This is a genomic window from Amycolatopsis benzoatilytica AK 16/65 (genome assembly GCF_000383915.1).
Classification (GTDB): Bacteria; Actinomycetota; Actinomycetes; order Mycobacteriales; family Pseudonocardiaceae; genus Amycolatopsis; species Amycolatopsis benzoatilytica.
In genome coordinates this window covers 3,369,978-3,386,743 of record NZ_KB912942.1, presented here as the reverse complement: position 1 = coordinate 3,386,743, position 16,766 = coordinate 3,369,978, and the positions used below count along the sequence as shown (strand labels likewise).

The 16,766-nt window shown below is 71.3% G+C and carries 9 protein-coding genes; 5 read left to right on the top strand and 4 right to left on the bottom strand.

Going from position 1 to position 16,766, the window contains the following annotated elements; genetic code table 11:
• Positions 1-168 precede the first annotated feature (168 nt).
• From AMYBE_RS0115480 to AMYBE_RS0115460, 5 genes are all read left to right on the top strand, one after another.
• Complete coding sequence (locus AMYBE_RS0115480) at positions 169-4,062, top strand: Pls/PosA family non-ribosomal peptide synthetase (protein ID WP_020660301.1); 3,894 nt, start codon at positions 169-171, stop codon at positions 4,060-4,062.
• Between the two features lie 82 nt (positions 4,063-4,144).
• Positions 4,145-5,506 carry a M1 family metallopeptidase gene (locus AMYBE_RS0115475; RefSeq protein WP_154676216.1) on the top strand — a complete coding sequence of 454 codons (1,362 nt, stop codon included), beginning with the start codon at positions 4,145-4,147 and terminating at the stop codon, positions 5,504-5,506.
• Between the two features lie 60 nt (positions 5,507-5,566).
• Positions 5,567-6,259 carry a multidrug transporter gene (locus AMYBE_RS41755; RefSeq protein WP_051124707.1) on the top strand — a complete coding sequence of 231 codons (693 nt, stop codon included), beginning with the start codon at positions 5,567-5,569 and terminating at the stop codon, positions 6,257-6,259.
• Positions 6,260-6,447: 188 nt separating this feature from the next.
• On the top strand, positions 6,448-8,763 hold the full coding sequence (locus AMYBE_RS0115465; RefSeq protein ID WP_020660299.1) for a glycosyl hydrolase family 95 catalytic domain-containing protein: 2,316 nt from the start codon (positions 6,448-6,450) through the stop codon (positions 8,761-8,763).
• 29 nt (positions 8,764-8,792) lie between these two features.
• The gene (locus AMYBE_RS0115460) at positions 8,793-11,096 is read left to right on the top strand and encodes a glycosyl hydrolase family 95 catalytic domain-containing protein (RefSeq protein WP_020660298.1); all 2,304 of its coding nucleotides are present in this window, start codon (positions 8,793-8,795) and stop codon (positions 11,094-11,096) included.
• Between the two features lie 138 nt (positions 11,097-11,234).
• Here the strand turns inward: AMYBE_RS0115460 and AMYBE_RS0115455 are convergent, their stop codons facing one another.
• The 4 genes from AMYBE_RS0115455 to AMYBE_RS0115440 form a co-directional block, all read right to left on the bottom strand.
• On the bottom strand, positions 11,235-12,965 hold the full coding sequence (locus tag AMYBE_RS0115455; RefSeq protein ID WP_020660297.1) for an FAD-dependent oxidoreductase: 1,731 nt from the start codon (positions 12,963-12,965) through the stop codon (positions 11,235-11,237).
• Positions 12,966-12,982: 17 nt separating this feature from the next.
• Positions 12,983-14,890, bottom strand: a complete 1,908-nt coding sequence (locus tag AMYBE_RS0115450; protein WP_020660296.1) for a maleylacetate reductase and hydroxyquinol 1,2-dioxygenase domain-containing protein — start codon at positions 14,888-14,890, stop codon at positions 12,983-12,985.
• A 94-nt stretch (positions 14,891-14,984) separates the two neighbouring features.
• Positions 14,985-15,860, bottom strand: a complete 876-nt coding sequence (locus AMYBE_RS0115445) for a helix-turn-helix domain-containing protein (protein ID WP_020660295.1) — start codon at positions 15,858-15,860, stop codon at positions 14,985-14,987.
• 43 nt (positions 15,861-15,903) lie between these two features.
• Positions 15,904-16,728 (bottom strand): NAD-dependent epimerase/dehydratase family protein, encoded by an 825-nt coding sequence (locus AMYBE_RS0115440; RefSeq protein WP_027927678.1) that lies wholly within the window; start codon positions 16,726-16,728, stop codon positions 15,904-15,906.
• Between the last annotated feature and the right edge of the window lie 38 nt (positions 16,729-16,766).

The following is a 16,766-nucleotide window of genomic DNA, read 5'->3' as shown; positions in this document are numbered from 1 at the left end:
TGCGGTTGATTGACGCGTAAAGTGGACGGTCGCTACGGGCGCCCTCATTCGGACGGCAAGCCCGAATGAGGCTCGCGAAAGGTGAGTGATGGGCTTGCGTGCCCAGAATTCGATCTTGCCCGCACCGTTCCGGAATACCGGGGGGCACCTGACCGCCGAGGTGGCCGGGTGACGCTGACCGCCGACTCCGGCAGCACCGACGCCCTGACCCGCGCAGTAGAGGCCGCGTTCGCTCCGGCTCTTTTCGAGACCGGGCACGCGGCCGCCGAGCGCACTCTCCTGGACATTATCGCCGCCACCGCGGAGCGGCACCCCAACGCCGCCGCGCTCGACGACGGCGCCGGTGTGCTGAGCTACCGCCGGCTGATGGAAGAGATCGACGGCTACGCCGCGAAGCTGCGCGAGCACGGCGTCGGCCTCGGCGATCGCGTCGGCATCCGGATCTCGTCCGGCACCGCTGAGCTGTACATCGCGATCCTCGCGACCCTGTCCGTCGGCGCCGCCTATGTGCCGGTCGACGCGGACGACCCCGAAGAACGCGCCGAGCTGGTGTTCGGCGAAGCCGGCGTGGCCGCGATCGCCACCGACGGCGAGATCGCCGCCGCCGGTGCGCCGGGCGGCGGCGAAGGCCGCCCCGGGCCGGCCGACGACGCCTGGATCATCTTCACCTCCGGTTCCACCGGCAAGCCGAAGGGCGTCGCGGTCACGCACGCCTCGGCGGCGGCCTTCGTGGACGCCGAAGCGCGGCTTTTCCTTGCCGACGAGCCGATCGGCCCGGGCGACCGGGTGCTGGCCGGCCTGAGCGTCGCGTTCGACGCCTCCTGCGAAGAGATGTGGCTGGCCTGGCGGCACGGCGCCTGCTTGGTGCCCGCGCCGCGCGCGCTGGTGCGCACCGGGGTGGACCTCGGCCCATGGCTGGTCGCGCAAGGCATCACCGTCGTCTCGACAGTGCCCACACTGGCCGCGCTGTGGCCGGCGGACGCGCTGGAAGACGTCCGCCTGCTGATCTTCGGCGGCGAAGCCTGCCCGCCGGAGCTGGCCGAGCGGGTCGCCGTCGAAGGCCGCGAAGTCTGGAACACCTATGGCCCCACCGAGGCCACCGTCGTCGCCTGCGCCGCGCAGATGACCGGCGACGGCCCGGTGCGGATCGGCCTGCCGCTGGCCGGCTGGCAGCTCGTCGTGGTGAACGAAGCGGGCGAGCCGGTCGCCATGGGCGAGAGCGGCGAGCTGGTCATCGGCGGTGCCGGGCTCGCTCGTTATCTCGACGCGGAAAAGGACGCGGAGAAGTACGCACCGCTGCCGTCGATGGGCTGGGAGCGTGCCTACCGCAGCGGAGACATGGTCCGCGCCGAGCCGGAGGGCCTGCTGTTCCTCGGCCGGATGGACGAGCAGATCAAGCTCGGCGGCCGGCGGATCGAGCTCGGCGAGGTCGACGCGGCGCTGCAGGCGCTGCCCGGCGTGCGCGGCGCCGCCGCGGCCGTCCGCCGCACGAAGGCAGGCAACCAGGTGCTCGTCGGCTACCTGGTGCCGGAGGAGGGCGCGACCGTCGATTCCGACGACGCCGCCACCCGGCTGCGCGCGCAGCTGCCCGCCGCGCTGGTGCCGCTGCTCGCGGTGATCGACGACCTGCCGACCCGCACGTCCGGCAAGGTCGACCGCAACGCGCTGCCCTGGCCGCTGTCCACTGTGGACGCGACCTCGGCCGGCCTGTCGCCGACCGAGGTCTGGCTCGCCGAAGGCTGGAGCGAGATTCTCGGCGTGTCGGTCAGCAACCCCAACGCCGACTTCTTCACCCACGGCGGCGGCAGCCTCACCGCCGCGCAGCTGATCGCGCGCATCCGCACCCGCCACCCCGGGGTGTCGGTCAGCGACATCTACCAGAACCCGAAGCTCGGCGCGCTGGCCGCGAAGCTGGACGCGCTGAGCACCGAAGAGACCGAGCGCCGCGAGGTCGCGCCGACGCCGCGCCGTGCCGGGGTCGTGCAGACGCTGCTGATGATCCCGCTGATGGGCCTCGTCGGGCTGCGCTGGGCCACGCTCGCCGCCGCCTGCTCCAACGTGCTCTCGCTGCTCGGCGTCTCCTGGGCGCCCACGCTGAATTGGGCGTGGCTGGTCGCGGCCTGGCTGGTGCTGTTCACGCCGGCCGGCCGGATCGCCATCGCCGCCGGCGGCGCGCGCGTGCTGCTGTCCGGGGTCCGCCCGGGCACCTACCCGCGCGGCGGCAGTGTCCACTTGCGACTGTGGACCGCGGAGAAGCTGGCCGAGTTCAGCGGCGCGGACAGCGTGGCCGGCGCGTCGTGGATGACCACGTACGCGAAGGCACTGGGCGCGCGCATCGGCAAGGACGTCGACCTGCACTCGCCGCCGCCGGTCACCGGCTTCCTGAAACTGGGCCGCGGCGCCGCAGTGGAGCCCGAGGTCGACCTGACCGGCCACTGGGTCGACGGCGACGTCGTGCACATCGGCAAGACGCGGATCGGGGCGGAGGCCCGGGTCGGCGCGCGCAGCACGCTGTTCCCCGGCGCCCGGATCGGCAAGGGTGCGGAGATCGCCGCCGGTTCGACGGTGCGCGGCGCGGTCCCGGCCGGCCAGCGTTGGGCGGGTTCGCCCGCGGTGCGCTCGGGCAAGGACGAGAAGGACGCGCTGAAGTGGCCGTCGAGCCGCCCGCCGCGTTCGCACTTCTGGGCGTCGGTGTACGGCGCGACCTCGGTGTTCCTCGGGCTGCTGCCCGGGATCGCCGCGCTGCCGGGCGTCGTGGTGATCGGCCGCGCGGTCGCCGGGACCACGAGCCTCGGCTCCGCGCTCGGCCAGGCACTGCTGTTCACACCGGTCGCCACCGTCGCGTACTTCCTCGCGTACCTGCTGCTCGTGCTGGCCGGCGTGCGTGCGCTGAGCATCGGCATGGTCGAGGGCTACCACCCGGTGCACGGCCGCGTTGCGTGGCAGGTCTGGGCGACCGAACGGCTGATGGGCATGGCTCGCGAAGGGCTGTTCCCGCTGTACGCGAGCCTGTTCACGCCGGTGTGGCTGCGGCTGCTCGGCGCGAAGGTCGGCCGCAACGTGGAGGCGTCCACCGTCCTCGCGCTGCCCAAGATGACCAAAGTGGACAGTGGCGCGTTCCTGGCCGACGACACCATGGTCGCCACCTACGAGCTGGGCCGCGGCTGGCTGCACGCCGCCCCGGCCCGGATCGGCAAGCAAGCGTTCCTCGGCAACTCGGGGATGACCGCGCCGGGGCGTTCGGTGCCCAAGCGCGGGCTGGTCGGGGTGCTGTCCTCGACGCCGGCGCGGGCGAAGAAGGGCTCGTCGTATCTGGGCATGCCGCCGCTGCCGGTGCGTCGCGCGGTGGAGGAGAGCGACACCACCCGCACCTATACGCCGCCGCTGCACCTCAAGGCGGCCCGCGCGCTGGTCGAGCTGTGCCGGATCCTGCCGGTGATGTGCGCGGTCGCGCTGACCGTCGGCGTGGCGTTCGCGCTGCTGGCGCTCGCGTCCTGGGGCGGCTTCTGGGCCGCCGCGCTGCTGGCCGGGCCGGTGCTGCTGGCTGCCGGCATCGTCGCTGCGCTGACCGCGACCGCCGCGAAGTGGCTCTTGGTCGGGAAGTTCCGCGAGATCGACCACCCGCTGTGGAGTTCGTTCGTCTGGCGCAACGAGCTGGCCGACACGTTCGTCGAAGCGCTCGCGGTGCCGTGGCTGATCGGCTCGGTGGGCGGCACCCCGCTGCTGCCCGCGTGGCTGCGCACGATGGGCGTCAAGATCGGCCGCGGCGTGTGGCTCGACACCTACTGGCTGCCCGAGTCGGACCTGGTCGAACTAGGCGACGGCGCGACCATCAACCGCGGCTGCGTGGTCCAGACCCATCTGTTCCACGACCGGATCATGACCATGTCGAAGGTGACCCTGGGCGAGGGCGCGACGCTCGGCCCGCACGGGATCGTGCTGCCCGGCGCGAGCATCGGCGCGCGCACCACGGTGGGCCCCGGTTCGCTGGTGACCCGCGGCGACGCGGTACCCGCGGACACCCGCTGGCTGGGCAATCCGATCTCGGCCTGGCGGCGGTGAGGGCACGACCGTTGCGGACCCTGTCCGAGCGCCTCATCCTGGAAAGGATCACGGCTACGGGCGAAAGCGGGTTTCGGTGCGGGTGAACGGGAAAGCGGCCGCTCCTGGCGCGGAGACCTCGGGCGACCCGTATCTCCAGGGGCACGGCAACGGCGGCTACCGCGTCCGCCACTACGACCTGGATCTCGACTACCGGATCGGGCCGAACCGGCTGTCCGCGACGGCGGTGCTGACCTGTGAGGCGACTCAGGCGCTGTCCCGGCTGTCGCTCGACTTCGGCGAGTTCAAGGTGTCGCGGGTGCTGGTCGACGGAAAACCGGCGAAGTACCTGCGGCGTGGGCTGAAGCTGCAGGTCAAGCCGGCGCGGTCGGTGCCGGCCGGTGCGCGGTTCCGGGTGGAGGTCCGGTATGCGGGCAATCCGCGGCCGGTGCCGAGCCGCTGGGGCGACATCGGCTGGGACGAGCTGACCGACGGCGCGCTGGTGGCGAGCCAGCCGGTCGGCGCGCCGTCCTGGTTCCCGTGCAACGACCATCCGGCGGACAAGGCGAGCTACCGGGTCGCGGTGGCCGCGTCTTCGCCGTATCTGGTGGCAGTGACCGGGAATCTGGTGTCGCGGTACCAGTCGGCGAGCACGACGAAGTGGGTGTTCGAGCGGCCGGAGCCGACGTCGACGTACCTGATGAGCGTGCAGGTGGGCCGGTACGAGGATCTCGAACTGTCCTCGGACGGCGCCTGGGTCCCGGAGGTGTCGGCCGACGATCCGCGCGGGGTCGTGCAGCGGGCCGCGGTGCCGCTGCGGCTGCGCCGGGCGTTTTCCCGCGACTTCGGCCGCCAGGGACGGATGATGGCGGCGCTGGAGGACTGGTTCGGGCCGTACCCGTTCGGCGAGTACGTGGTGGTCGTGGCGGACGACGAGCTGGACGATCCCATCGAGGCGCAAGGGATGGCAGTATTCGGGGCCAACCACGTGGACGGGAAGCGGACGCACGAGCGGCTGGTCGTGCACGAACTCGCGCATCAGTGGTTCGGCAACAGCCTGACGGTCGCGGACTGGCGCCACATTTGGCTCAACGAAGGGTTTGCCACCTACGCTGAGTGGCTGTGGTCGGAGGCGTCCGGGGGAGAGCCGGCGGCGGCGCTGGCGCGGTTGTGGCACTCGCGGCTGCGAGGCAAACCGGCGGACGTCGCGATCCGCGACCCGGGGGTGGTCCGGATGTTCGACGAGCAGGTGTACAAGCGCGGCGGATTGACGCTGCACGCGCTGCGGAGCGAGATCGGCGATCCGGCGTTTTTCGCGCTGGTGAAGGCTTGGGCAGTGGAGAACCGGCACGGGACGGTGACGACGGCGGGCTTCGTGGAGACGGCGGAGGCGTATGCCGGGCGGTCGCTGGCGGGGTTCTTCGAAGGATGGCTGGAGCGGGGGCCGTTGCCTGCCTTGCCGTGATTTGGCGGCATCCGGTGCGAAAGCGCCCGTCCTCGTGGGCCGGGTCGGTACGGTACGCACATGTATGTGACACCGCCGATGCAGAGCACCTCACAGGCGGCTGCCAAGCCGGCCTGGCTGATCATCGGACCCGGGTTCGCCGCGCTGATCGGCCTGTTCCTGCTCACCGCGATCTACCAGTTCGGCGGCCGGTCGGCGATACAGCTCGACCTGGGCCTGTCCCGGCAGTCTTTGCTGTTGAGCGGCGTCGTCGCGTACCTCGTCGCGCTCCTGCTCGCGCTGCCGCTCGGGCTGCTGCTCGGCGGGCGCTACCCGACGGCGGTGTCCGTGCCGGCGATCTGCCTGATGCTGCTGGGCGTGCTGGCGGTCGCGTTCACGCCGAACGGTTTCCTGCTCTCGGTCGGGCGAGTGCTCGGCGGACTCGGTGCCGGTGCGGTCATCGGCGGCACCGTCGCCTTGATCCGGGGACTCCGCGCTGGCCGTGGCGTCGCAGCCGGGGTTGCGGCGGGCCTCGGCGTCCTGTCCTTGGTGATCGCGCCGTTCCTCGGCGAGCTGGTGAGTGACGTTCTCAACTTCCGCGTCGTGTACCTGGCCGCCGCGGTGGCGGTGTTCTTCGCGCTGGTCGCCGCATCGGTGACCGGCATTGTCACGCTCGTGTCCGCGAAGCCGCCGGTTCCGCAGATGCCGTACGGGATGCCGTACCCGCCACAGAACCCGTCGCCATACTCGCCGGAAGGTCCGCCGTCCGTCTGACGCGATTTGCTTGATCGGCTCGGCCCGGATCTTCACGTATCTGAACGCGCTGCCATCCGGATCCCATTCATCGGATGTCTTTGCCGCTTTCCGGGTGAACCTTGCTGGCTTTTGCCGTCTCTGTCTGGATATATTCCGCTCGCTCCCGCGCCGCGCGGGGCGAAACGTAGTATGAATCCGGAGTCGGCATGGGTGAACTGTCCCGGAGGACGGTCCTTCGCTCGGTCTCGGTCGCCGCTGCGGCGGCCGCGTTCGGCGGGCTGTGGGCGGACGGGGCGTCGCCCGGCCTGGCGGCAGAGCCACTGGGGCGCGGGGGATCGCGCACTCCGCACCGGGACGTCGCCATGGACGCGCGGATGCGGTGGCAGCGGCTGCCGAAGAACTGGCAGGAAGCGCCGTTCCTGGCCAACGGCTATCTCGGCGTGCAGGCGTATGCCGGGGAATCGCCGCAGGTGCTGAAGTTCATGCTGAGCCACACTCAGGTGCAGGACCAGCGCATCCAGTGGGAGGCCGGGATCGGGCTGTCCCGGCTGCCGATCGGGGCCGTCACGCTGACGTTCGCGGGCGCGATCACAGCGGTCGACTGGACGCTCGACCTGTACAACGCGGAGCTCGGCGGCACCATCACCACCACCTGCGGGCAGGTCGCGTTCTCCGCGGTGGTGCACAATGATCTTGGTGTGCTGCTCGTTTCGCTCGACCCGAGTGCGGGCGAATCCGGTGCGGCATGGGGCTTCTCGCCGCTGGTGTCCGCGACGACCCGCACCGTGCGCAAGCCGCCGGAGTACACCGCGAACCCTGCTCCGGAGCAGACTGACGGCTGCTGCGCGCAGCCGATGACGGCGGGCGGCGGGTACACGACCGCGTGGCGGGAAAGAAAAATCGGCACGAAGCGGCTGTTCGCGGCAGCGGTCGCGTACTCGTTCCCGAAGTCCACGCACACCCGCGACGCGATCTCGCTCGTCGGGCGCACGGTCGCGATGAACCCGGACTACCTGCTCTCCTGGCACCGCCGCTGGTGGAACACCTTCCACCAGCGCAGTTTTGTTTCCGTGCCGGACAAGCAGGTGCAGCGATTCTACTGGATCCAGCTGTACAAGATCGCCTCGGCGACTCGCGCCGAGGGGCCGGTGACGGCCGAGTGGGGGCCGTGGTTCCCGGAGGTCGGCAACAGCTGGACGGCGGTGTGGTGGAACCTGAACGTCCAGGTCGCTTATCCGATCGTGAACAGCAGCAACCATCCGGAGCTGGACGCGGTCACCGAGACCTTCCGGCGCGATCACGCGAATCTGGAAACGTCCGTGCCGCCGGCCTATCGCGACGGCGACACGTATGCGCTGTCGCACCCGGGCGACTGGCGGCTGCGGCCGGGCGGCGTCCGTACGGTGGGGGTGCCGGGCACGCCGTCCAAGACTGACCAGACCGGGAACCTGTTGTGGGGCCTGCACAACGTCTGGCTGGCCTACCGGCATCACCTCGACCGGGCGGTGCTGCGCGACGTGCTCTACCCGACGCTGGCGAAGGCACTCAACTTCTACCGGCATTTCCTGTTCACCGGTCCGGACGGGCTGCTGCACCTGCCGCTGACGCGTTCGCCGGAATACGCCGACGCGCCGGACTGCACCTACGACCTGTCGCTGATCCGGTGGGCCGCGAACACCTTGGCCGACTCCGCGCGGATCCTGCGGATCAACGAACCGCGGGTGCCGATATGGCGGGAGATCGCGGCCAAGCTCGTGCCCTACCACGAGGATCCGGCCGACGGCGTGCTGATCGGCGACGGGGTCCGGCTCGCCGACTCGCACCGGCACTTCTCGCACCTGCTGTGGCTGTACCCGCTGCGGGAGCGCGACTGGGAACGCCCGGCCGACCGGGACCTCATGACGCGCACGTTCCGGCACTGGTCGGCAGATCAGTCGGCGTGGCACGGCTACAGCTACGCGGCCGCGTCGTCGATGAGCTCGGTGATGGACCAGCCGGAGGAAGCGTTGCGGTACTTGAAGGTCTTCCTCGACCGCACCGTCGTCGCGGACACCGAGCTGACCGCGAACACGATGTACCGCGAAGGCTCGAATCTCGCCATCGAGAGCCCGCTCACCGCCGCGCAGTCGGTGGTGGACATGCTGCTGCAGGGGCACGGCGGCGTGGTCAAGGCGTTCCCGTCGGTCTCGTCCAGCTGGCCGGACGCGTCGATCGCCGGGCTGCGCGCCGAAGGGGCGTTCCTGGTGGACGCGTCGAGGCGGGGCGGGGCGACCGAGTTCGTGCGGGTGCGCAGCGAAGCGGGTGCGCCGCTGGTGCTGGACCACGGCATCGACGGCGAGATCGACGTCCGGGACGAACGGGGACGGCGACTGCCTTGGCGGCAGGCCGGTGCCCGGCGGATCTCGCTGTCGCTGCGGCGCGGCGGCACGGTCACGGTCACGCCGCGGGGCGGGCGACCCGACTTCGGGCCGCGCGACGTTCCGGCGCTCGGCACAGTGCCGGCCTGGGGACTGCCGAGCTGAAACCGGCTTCAACGAGGAGGTTGGCGGACATGGACATCTCGCGCCGGACAGTGCTCGGCGGGACGCTCGCGGGCATCGCCGCTGGGGCGGTGGGAGCAGCCGGATTGCCCCCGGTCGCGGCGGCGGCGGAGGTGCGCGGCGGCGACAGCTTCGACTGGGCGGACTTCCTTTCCGCCGCGGACCTGCGCTGGCGGCGAATGCCGAAGACCTGGTACGAGGGACCGTTCCTGGGCAACGGTTTCCTCGGCTCCGGCATCTACGCCGAACCCGGCCGCAACGCGATTCGGTTCAACGTGCAGCACAGCCAGGTGCAGGACCACCGTCCGCAGTTCGGGTCGCTGTTCGGGCTGGCCCGGCTGCCGATCGGGTACTTCACGCTCGAACCGGTCGGCGCGATCACCGGCCTCGACTGGCGGCTCGACGTCTGGAACGCCGAGCTGACCGGCACGATCACCACCGCGGCAGGCAGCCTTCAGCTGCGCGCGATCGTCCACACCGGACAGTCGCTGCTCGCGGTGGAAGTCCAGCCCTCGGAGGGCGAACGCGGCTTCCAGTGGGTGTTCCACCCGGCGAAGGCGATCAGCCCGCGGGCCGACCCGCTGTGGAACAAGCCGCCGCCCGACGGGTACCTGGACAATCCGCCGGTGCAGCTGCGGAAAGCCGGCGACGCGCAGCTCGCTGTGCAGCCGCTGCTGGCCGGCGGCGAGCACGTGACAGCGTGGCGCGAGGTCAGCCGAGGCAGCGCGCGGACGCTGTACACCTCGGTCGCGTGGTCGCATCCGGAACGGAACTCGGCGCCGAGGGCGCTGCGCACGGTGCGCCAGGCGGGCGCGCTGGACGTGCTGGCCTGGGATCACCGCCGCTGGTGGCACGACTTCTACCGGCGCAGCTTCCTGTCCATTCCGGACACCCGGCTGCAGAGCTTCTACTGGATCCAGCTGTACAAGGTCGCCTCGGCGGCGCGCCGGGAAGCGCCGGTGATGGCGACTTCCGGGCCGTGGCTGGAGAACACGCCCTGGCCGGCCACCTGGTGGAACCTGAACGTGCAGCTGGAGTACTGGCTGATCCAGGGTTCGAACCACCTCGAACTGGATGCGGTCAGCTACGCGCTCGGCAAGTACCGCGACCGGCTCGCCAGCCAGGTCGCGCAGCCGTACCAGTCCGATTCCGCGGGCATCCCGCGCACCACCGACATGACGCTGCTCAACGGGCTCGCCGACTCGACCAGCGGCTACCCGGTCGGCATCCCGGGCAAGGAGACGCCGACCCCGGAGGTCGGCAACCTCACCTGGGCGCTGCACAACGTCTGGCTGTCCTATCGGCACACGATGGACCGGCAGCTGTTGCGGGACACGCTGTTCCCGTTGCTGCGTCGGGCCATCAACTACTACCTGCACTTCCTCGCCCCGGGAGCGGACGGGAAGCTGCACCTCCCGGCGACCTTCTCGCCGGAGTACGGCGTGAACGCGCCGGACACCAACTACGACCTCTCGCTGATCCGGTGGGGCTGCAAGACTTTGCTGGACAGCGCGCGCGAACTGCGCATCGCCGATCCGCTCGCCGCGAAGTGGCAGCAGGTGCTCTCGACGCTCACCGGCTACCCGGCGGACGAGAACGGGTACATGATCGGCGCGGGCGTGCCGTTCGCCAAGTCGCACCGGCACTACTCGCACCTGCTGCAGATCTATCCGCTCTACGAAATCACCTGGGAGCAACCGGAACACCGGAAGATCATCGAAACCTCGCTCAACCACTGGGTCGGCTTCGAGGGCGCGTTGCAGGGCTACACCTTCACCGGGGCGGCCTCCATGTCCGCGCAGATGCTGCGCGGCGACCAGGCGGCGTTCTACCTCGGCGAGCTGCAGAAGCGCTATATCCAGCCGAACACGATGTACAAGGAGTCCGGTCCGGTCATCGAAACTCCTTTGTCCGCCGCGAAATCGATGCAGGACATGCTCGTGCAGAGCTGGGGCGGCGTGCTCCGGCTGTTCCCGGCGGCACCGGAATCGTGGAGCGACATCGCGCTGCGCGATTTTCGCACCGAAGGCGCGTTCCTGCTCAGCGCCTCGCGCTCGGCCGGCAAGACGCGCTGGCTGAAAGTGCATAGCGAGGCCGGTGCGCCGTGTGTGCTGCGGCCGGGTATCGACGGCGACCTGACGGTGACCGACGCGCACGGCCGTCCCCGGCGGTGGCGGCGGCTGGCGAACGGCGACGTGCAGGTCGAGCTGGGCCGGGGCGAGGACGCGTTCGTGTACCGCCGCGGCGACCGGCCGGACTTCGCGGTCCGGCCGGTCGCACCGGGCGGGGCGAGCGATCCGTGGGGAATGCCGTGAGCTAGCGGAAGAGCAGAGTCCGCTTTCCGGTGGAGCTGCCGGGAAGGGCCCCTTCCGGGACTCAGATTCCCTCAAGGGGTCCTTCACGGACTGGGTCGCGTCGGGCGGGGGCGAGCGATCCGTGGGGAATGCCGTGAGTCAACGGAAGAGCAGAGTCCGCAGAGCTTCGGGGAGACCGGATCCGGCGGTGCGGCTGCGCCAGGCGACGTACCCGTCCGGCCGGACCAGGAGGCAGCCGTCTTCTGAGAGGCCGCTGATCCGCGCCCAATCGCCGTAAGAGTCGCGGGCCTCGGGCGAGCCGACGGTGACGAGGCGCAGATCCAGCCCGAGGTCCGCACCGGCCTTGGCGGCGCTCTCCCGCCAGGAACCGCCGGCGAGCCCGGTGACGACACTCCACTTGCCACCGCCGACGAGGTCCAGAGTGGACACTCGACGGCCGTCCGGCCCGACCAGCCAGACATGCGGCAGCTTCGCGCCCGGCGTGGTGCTGGGCCGGTGGTACAGCTCGGGATCCCGTTGGGCGGCCGGCTCTTCGCCGTCCGGGAGCACCGCGCCGGAGACGTAGCGCTGATCGAGTTCGACGCCGTGCGCGTTGAACTCGTAGTTCTTCAGCTCGATGGCTTCGCGCAGCTGCCGCCGCCGTCGCGCGCCGTCGGCGGTCGGCTCGGCGCAGGCGGCGAGGCCGGCGGCGATGGCGTCCGAATCGGTGTCGCCGTCGATGCCGAGCGCGGCGAAGATCGGCCCGAACTGGTCGCGGCTGAGGTTCGCCCGGTCCACGATCTGCTTGCCGACCGGCGCGCGTTCCGCGCTGTAGCTGTCCAGCAGTTCCTCGCCCGCCTCGCCCCGGACGACCATCGCGAGCTTCCACGCGAGGTTGTAGGAATCCTGCACCGACGTGTTGGAACCGAGGCCGTTCGACGGCGGATGCCGGTGCACCGCATCGCCGGCGCAGAACACGCGGCCGGAGGAATAGGCGGTGGCGTAACTGTGGTTGACCGTCCACAGCGAAGTCGAGGTGATCTCGACCGGCAGCTCCGGGTCGCCGACCAGGTCCCGCACGATCCGGGCGGCCTCCTCCACGGACACTTCGGGCGGCGGCTGCGCGATGTCGTAACCCCAGGTCAGCAGCCATTCGTTCCACGGCCGGACCATCCGGACCAGCCCCATCCCGATGCCGCCGAGGTGCGCGCCCGGCCGCATCACCCAATACAGCACGCTCGGCCGGTGCGCGACGTGCCGGGAAAGATCCGCGGTGAACGTGATGTTCATGCTGCCTGCCTTGCCGGACTGGCCGTCGATCGGCAGACCGGCCTGCTCGGCGACCTTGCTGCGCGCGCCGTCCGCGCCGATCAGGTAGCGGGCGCGGAGGGCGAACTCGTCGCCGCGGACCCGGTCGCGCAGCCGCGCGGTCACGCCGTCGGCGTCCTGCACGAAGTCGAGGAATTCGGTGTCCAGCCGGAGTTTCGCGCCGCGCGCGGCGGCGTTGCCGACCAGTATCGGTTCGAGGTAGGTCTGCGGCAGGTCGATCAGGTGGCACGGACTGGCCGCGCCGTACTCGGCCGCGGAACGGTCGGCGGTGCCCCAGCTGGCGATGCGGCCGATCTCGTCGCCGGTCAGCGAGGTGCAGAGCACCGTGTCGCCCATCAGCTCCGGGGGAGTGCCCTGGGCGAGCGCTTGGTCTTCGAGGCCGAGGTCGCGCAGGACCTCCATCGTCCGCTGGTTGGTGATGTGCGCCCGCGGGGTGTGCGCGGTCCAGCCGTACTTGGTGACGAGCACAGTGCGCACCCCGTAGGTGGCGAGCAGCAGCGCGGCGGATCCGCCGGCCGGGCCGCTGCCGACCACGAGGACATCGGTGTCGTAACGGGTCATGGTGGGTTCCCGGGGAGTCAGGCGGGGGAGACGCGGAAGGTGAAATCGAGACGGCGCCACGGTGCGCGCCCGTCCGGGGAGGGGCCGTCCTGCTCGGCGAAATCGACGATCAGGCCGTCTTTGACGCCGAACACGGTGTCCGAATCGAGGTACTCGCCGCCGCGGACGAACAGCTGGGTCACCAGCGTGCGGTAGCCCGGTTTGGCGATCATGAAGTGCACGTGCGGGGCGCGGTAGGGATGCCGGCCGACCGCGGCGAGCATCTTGCCGACCGGGCCGTCGTCCGGGATCGGGTACGCGGACGGGACGATCGTCGCGAACCGCAGCCTGCCCTCGGCGTCGGTGCGGAACCGGGCGCGCAGCACCGGGCCCTCGACCTCGGGCAGCTGGACGTCGTAGAAACCGTCCTCATTGGACTGCCAGACGTCCACCACCGCGTCCGGGACCGGGGTTCCGTCCGGCTCGGTCACCCGGATGTCGGCCCATAGCGGAGTGCCCGGCAGCCCTTCGCCGAGATCCGCGCCCTGCTCGGTTTCCGGCGGTCCTTCGACGTAGAACGGTCCCAGCACCGCGGACGGGGTGGTGTCCGGCGTGCGCGAGTTGGCCAGGACGTCGACCACGCTGGAGACGCCGAGCGTGTCGGACAGCAGGATGAACTCCTGCCGGGTGTCCGAGCTGATCTGGCCGGTGCGGGTGAGGAAACCGATCGCGTACTCCCACTCGGCCTGGGTGAGATCGGTGCGCAGCACGTAGGAGTGGAGAGTGCGGACCAGCTCGGACAGCAGTTCGCGCAGCCGCGGGTCCGGGGTGGCGGCGAAGCTGTCCACGACTTCCTGGGTGAGCCCGCGCAGATCCGGCGGCGTGCCCTCGGCCGGCGCCGGGCGCGTTCCGGCCCAGGCTTGGCGCAGCAAGTTCTCGATGCCGTCGCGGGTGAGTTCGCGCGGGTTCGGGTACGGCTGGGCGGTCGCCAGCTCCGCGGCCTTGGCGAGATCTCCTTCCGCGAGGCCGATTTCCGCCAGCGAATGCGGCACCGGCAGCCCGGCGACCAGGTCGAAGACGGCGGTCGGCGCGTCCGGTGCGCCCAGTGCTTCGGCGATCCGCCGCATCGCGTCCGGGGCGCTCGGCGCGTTGTACGCCATGGCGTAGGGGAGGACCACGGTGTGCGTTTCCGCGTGCGGCAAGCCGAAGCTGCCGCCGAGGGTGTGACACAGCTTGTGGTGCAGGCCCATCCCGACCGAACCGAGGCACGAACCGGCCAGCCACGCCGCTCGCAGCGCCTCGGTCCGAGCGTCCGCATCGGACGGATCGTGCGCGATGCGCGGCAGCGCCGACGCGAGCAGGCGGATCGCCTCGAGCGCGAACTGGTCGACGATCGGGTTGGCCTGCGCCGAGTAGAGCGCCTCGACCGCGTGCGCCAGCGCATTGACGCCGCTGGTCAGGGAGGTCGGCACCGGAAGGCCCAGGGTGAGGTCGACGTCGTAGACGACCACCTCGGGCAGCACCTTCGGCGACGACTGGGTGGTCTTGCGCCCGTGTTCGGTCTGGCCGATCACCGGCGTCATCTCGGATCCGGCGTAAGTGGTCGGCACGACGATCTGAGGGAGATCGGTGCGCAGAGCGAGCGCCTTGGCCAGCCCGGTCGCGGAGCCGCCGCCGATAGCGACCAGGCAGTCGACGGCGTGCTCGCCGACCAGCTCCAGCGCGCGCTCGGTGACTTCGACCGGCGTGTGCATCGCGGGCTCGCCGAACCTCGCGGCGAGCAGCGGCCCGAGCGCCGCGGCGGTGCGGTCGGCCGCGGTGGCCGCGGACCTCCCGGCGATCAGCAGGACCCGGCTGGCCCCGAGCCGCCGCACCTCGTCGGGGACTGCGGAGAGCGTGCCGCTGCCGAACACGACGCGAGCCGGGTTGGCGGTGTAGGTGAACATCGACGGTCCTTCCACGCGGGTACGTCGAGTATCCGGGTGGACCGGAACCCGCGCCTGCACAGACGTGCTGCGCGGACTGCACGAAACGCGCGCGTCAGCCGTCGCGGCGAAGGGCCGCGGGCGTCGTGCCGAGCTGCGCCCGCAGCACCCGCGTCAAATGCTCCTGATGCGAAAACCCGCACCGCACCGCGATCTCCGCGATCGGCTCGGTGCCGGTGCGCAGCAGCAACCCGGCCTGATCCACCCGCAAACGCAGCAGATACCGGTGCGGCGGCAGCCCGGTGCGCGCCTTGAACCGCCGGGAGAACCGGCTGACGCTCAACCCCGTCGCGGCAGCCAGCTCGGCCAGCCCCAGCGGCTCCGCCAGCCGCGCGTCCATCAGCTCCCGGACCTGCGCGAACTGCCGGTCCGTCAGCGCCTCCGCCGGACGCGGCTCTGCCGGTGCCGAACGGCCGTCGCGGTGCTGGCGCGCCAGCTGCGCGGCCACCAGCGCGCCGAGCTGATCGGCGTACGCCCGGGCCCCGGGCTCCCAGTCCCGCACGACGCCGTCCAGCGCGAGCACCAGCTGCTCCAGCAGCGGATCGACGCTGCCCAGCTCGTCCGCCAGCCGGACCGGCGCCCCGGCCGCCTCCTGCACCGCCGAATCCGGCAGGTACACGTGCAGCGTCTCCAGCGCTCCGCCCAGCTCCACCGACAGTTCCCGGCCGGACGGCTGAAGGAACAGGCCGCCCGCCGGGACCCGGCGGGAGTGCTCGCTCGCCGACCCGATGCCGCGGCGGACGGTGACCGGGCCGGCGAGGTGCAGGATCAGCTGGTGCGTGCGCGCGGGACCGAACGAAGCCCGGTACGGGCGTTCCCGCTGTTTGGACAGGTAGATCCGGTCCCAGCCGAGGCCCGCGCTGGTGCGTTCCGGGCGGATCCACGGCAGCGACAGGATGCCGTTCGTGTCGGCCGGGCCCAGCTCGCCCACTGCGTCCTCCTCGCCCTCGAGGTCCCGGGGGCGAGGGTACCCGTCAGAGCGGGTTGAACACGCCCAGCGGCGCGGTGCAGAACGGGCCGCCCAAGTGCTCGCCGGCGATCCCGGTCGGCGACGGCTTGCCGGCCAGCTGCTCGGCGTACGCCTCGGCGTTGTCCTCGGACTTGTAGCCCAGCGCTTCGGCTTCGGCCAGCGAGTAGACGCGGCGGGTGTTGTCCGAGACGCCCCAGATCATCCGGTAGCCCGGCGACGGAGTGCTCAGGCACGCCTCGAACAGCCGGGCGCCGTCGTCCGGGGACAGCCAGGTGGCCAGGCCGCGCGGGCCGAGCGGCAGAGGCGTCTCGAAGCAGGAGCCGATGCGGATGACGATGACGTCCATGCCGAACCGCGACGCGTACAGGCTGCCCAGCGCTTCGATGGCGGCCTTGCTGACGCCGTAATAGGTATCCGGCCGGGCGCTGGAGTCGGCGGGGTGGCCGTCCGGGCCGCCCTCGTCGTTGCGGCGGAAGCCGACGGCGTGGTTGCTCGACGCCAGCACGACCCGTCGGATGCCGGCTTCGCGGGCGGCTTCGAGGACGGTGTGCGTGCCGTTGATGTTGACGTCCAGGGTGTCTTCCCAGGACGCCTCGCGGCTGAGCCCGCCCAGGTGGATCAGGGCGTCCGCGCCGGCACAGACAGCGGCCATCGCTTCCGGGTCGGTGACCGAGCCGGTCACGATCTCGACGGCCTCGCCGTCCGCGGCGGCGGGCTGCTCGGCGAGGTCGAGCAGCCGCAGCACGCGGCCGGGACGGCTCAGCCTCGTCCGCATCAGGGTGCCGACGACGCCGGCCGATCCGGTGATCAGCACACGCTGGTCTGGCATGGAGTTCCTCTCGCGAAAGCCTCGTGCGTGTCTGCGCC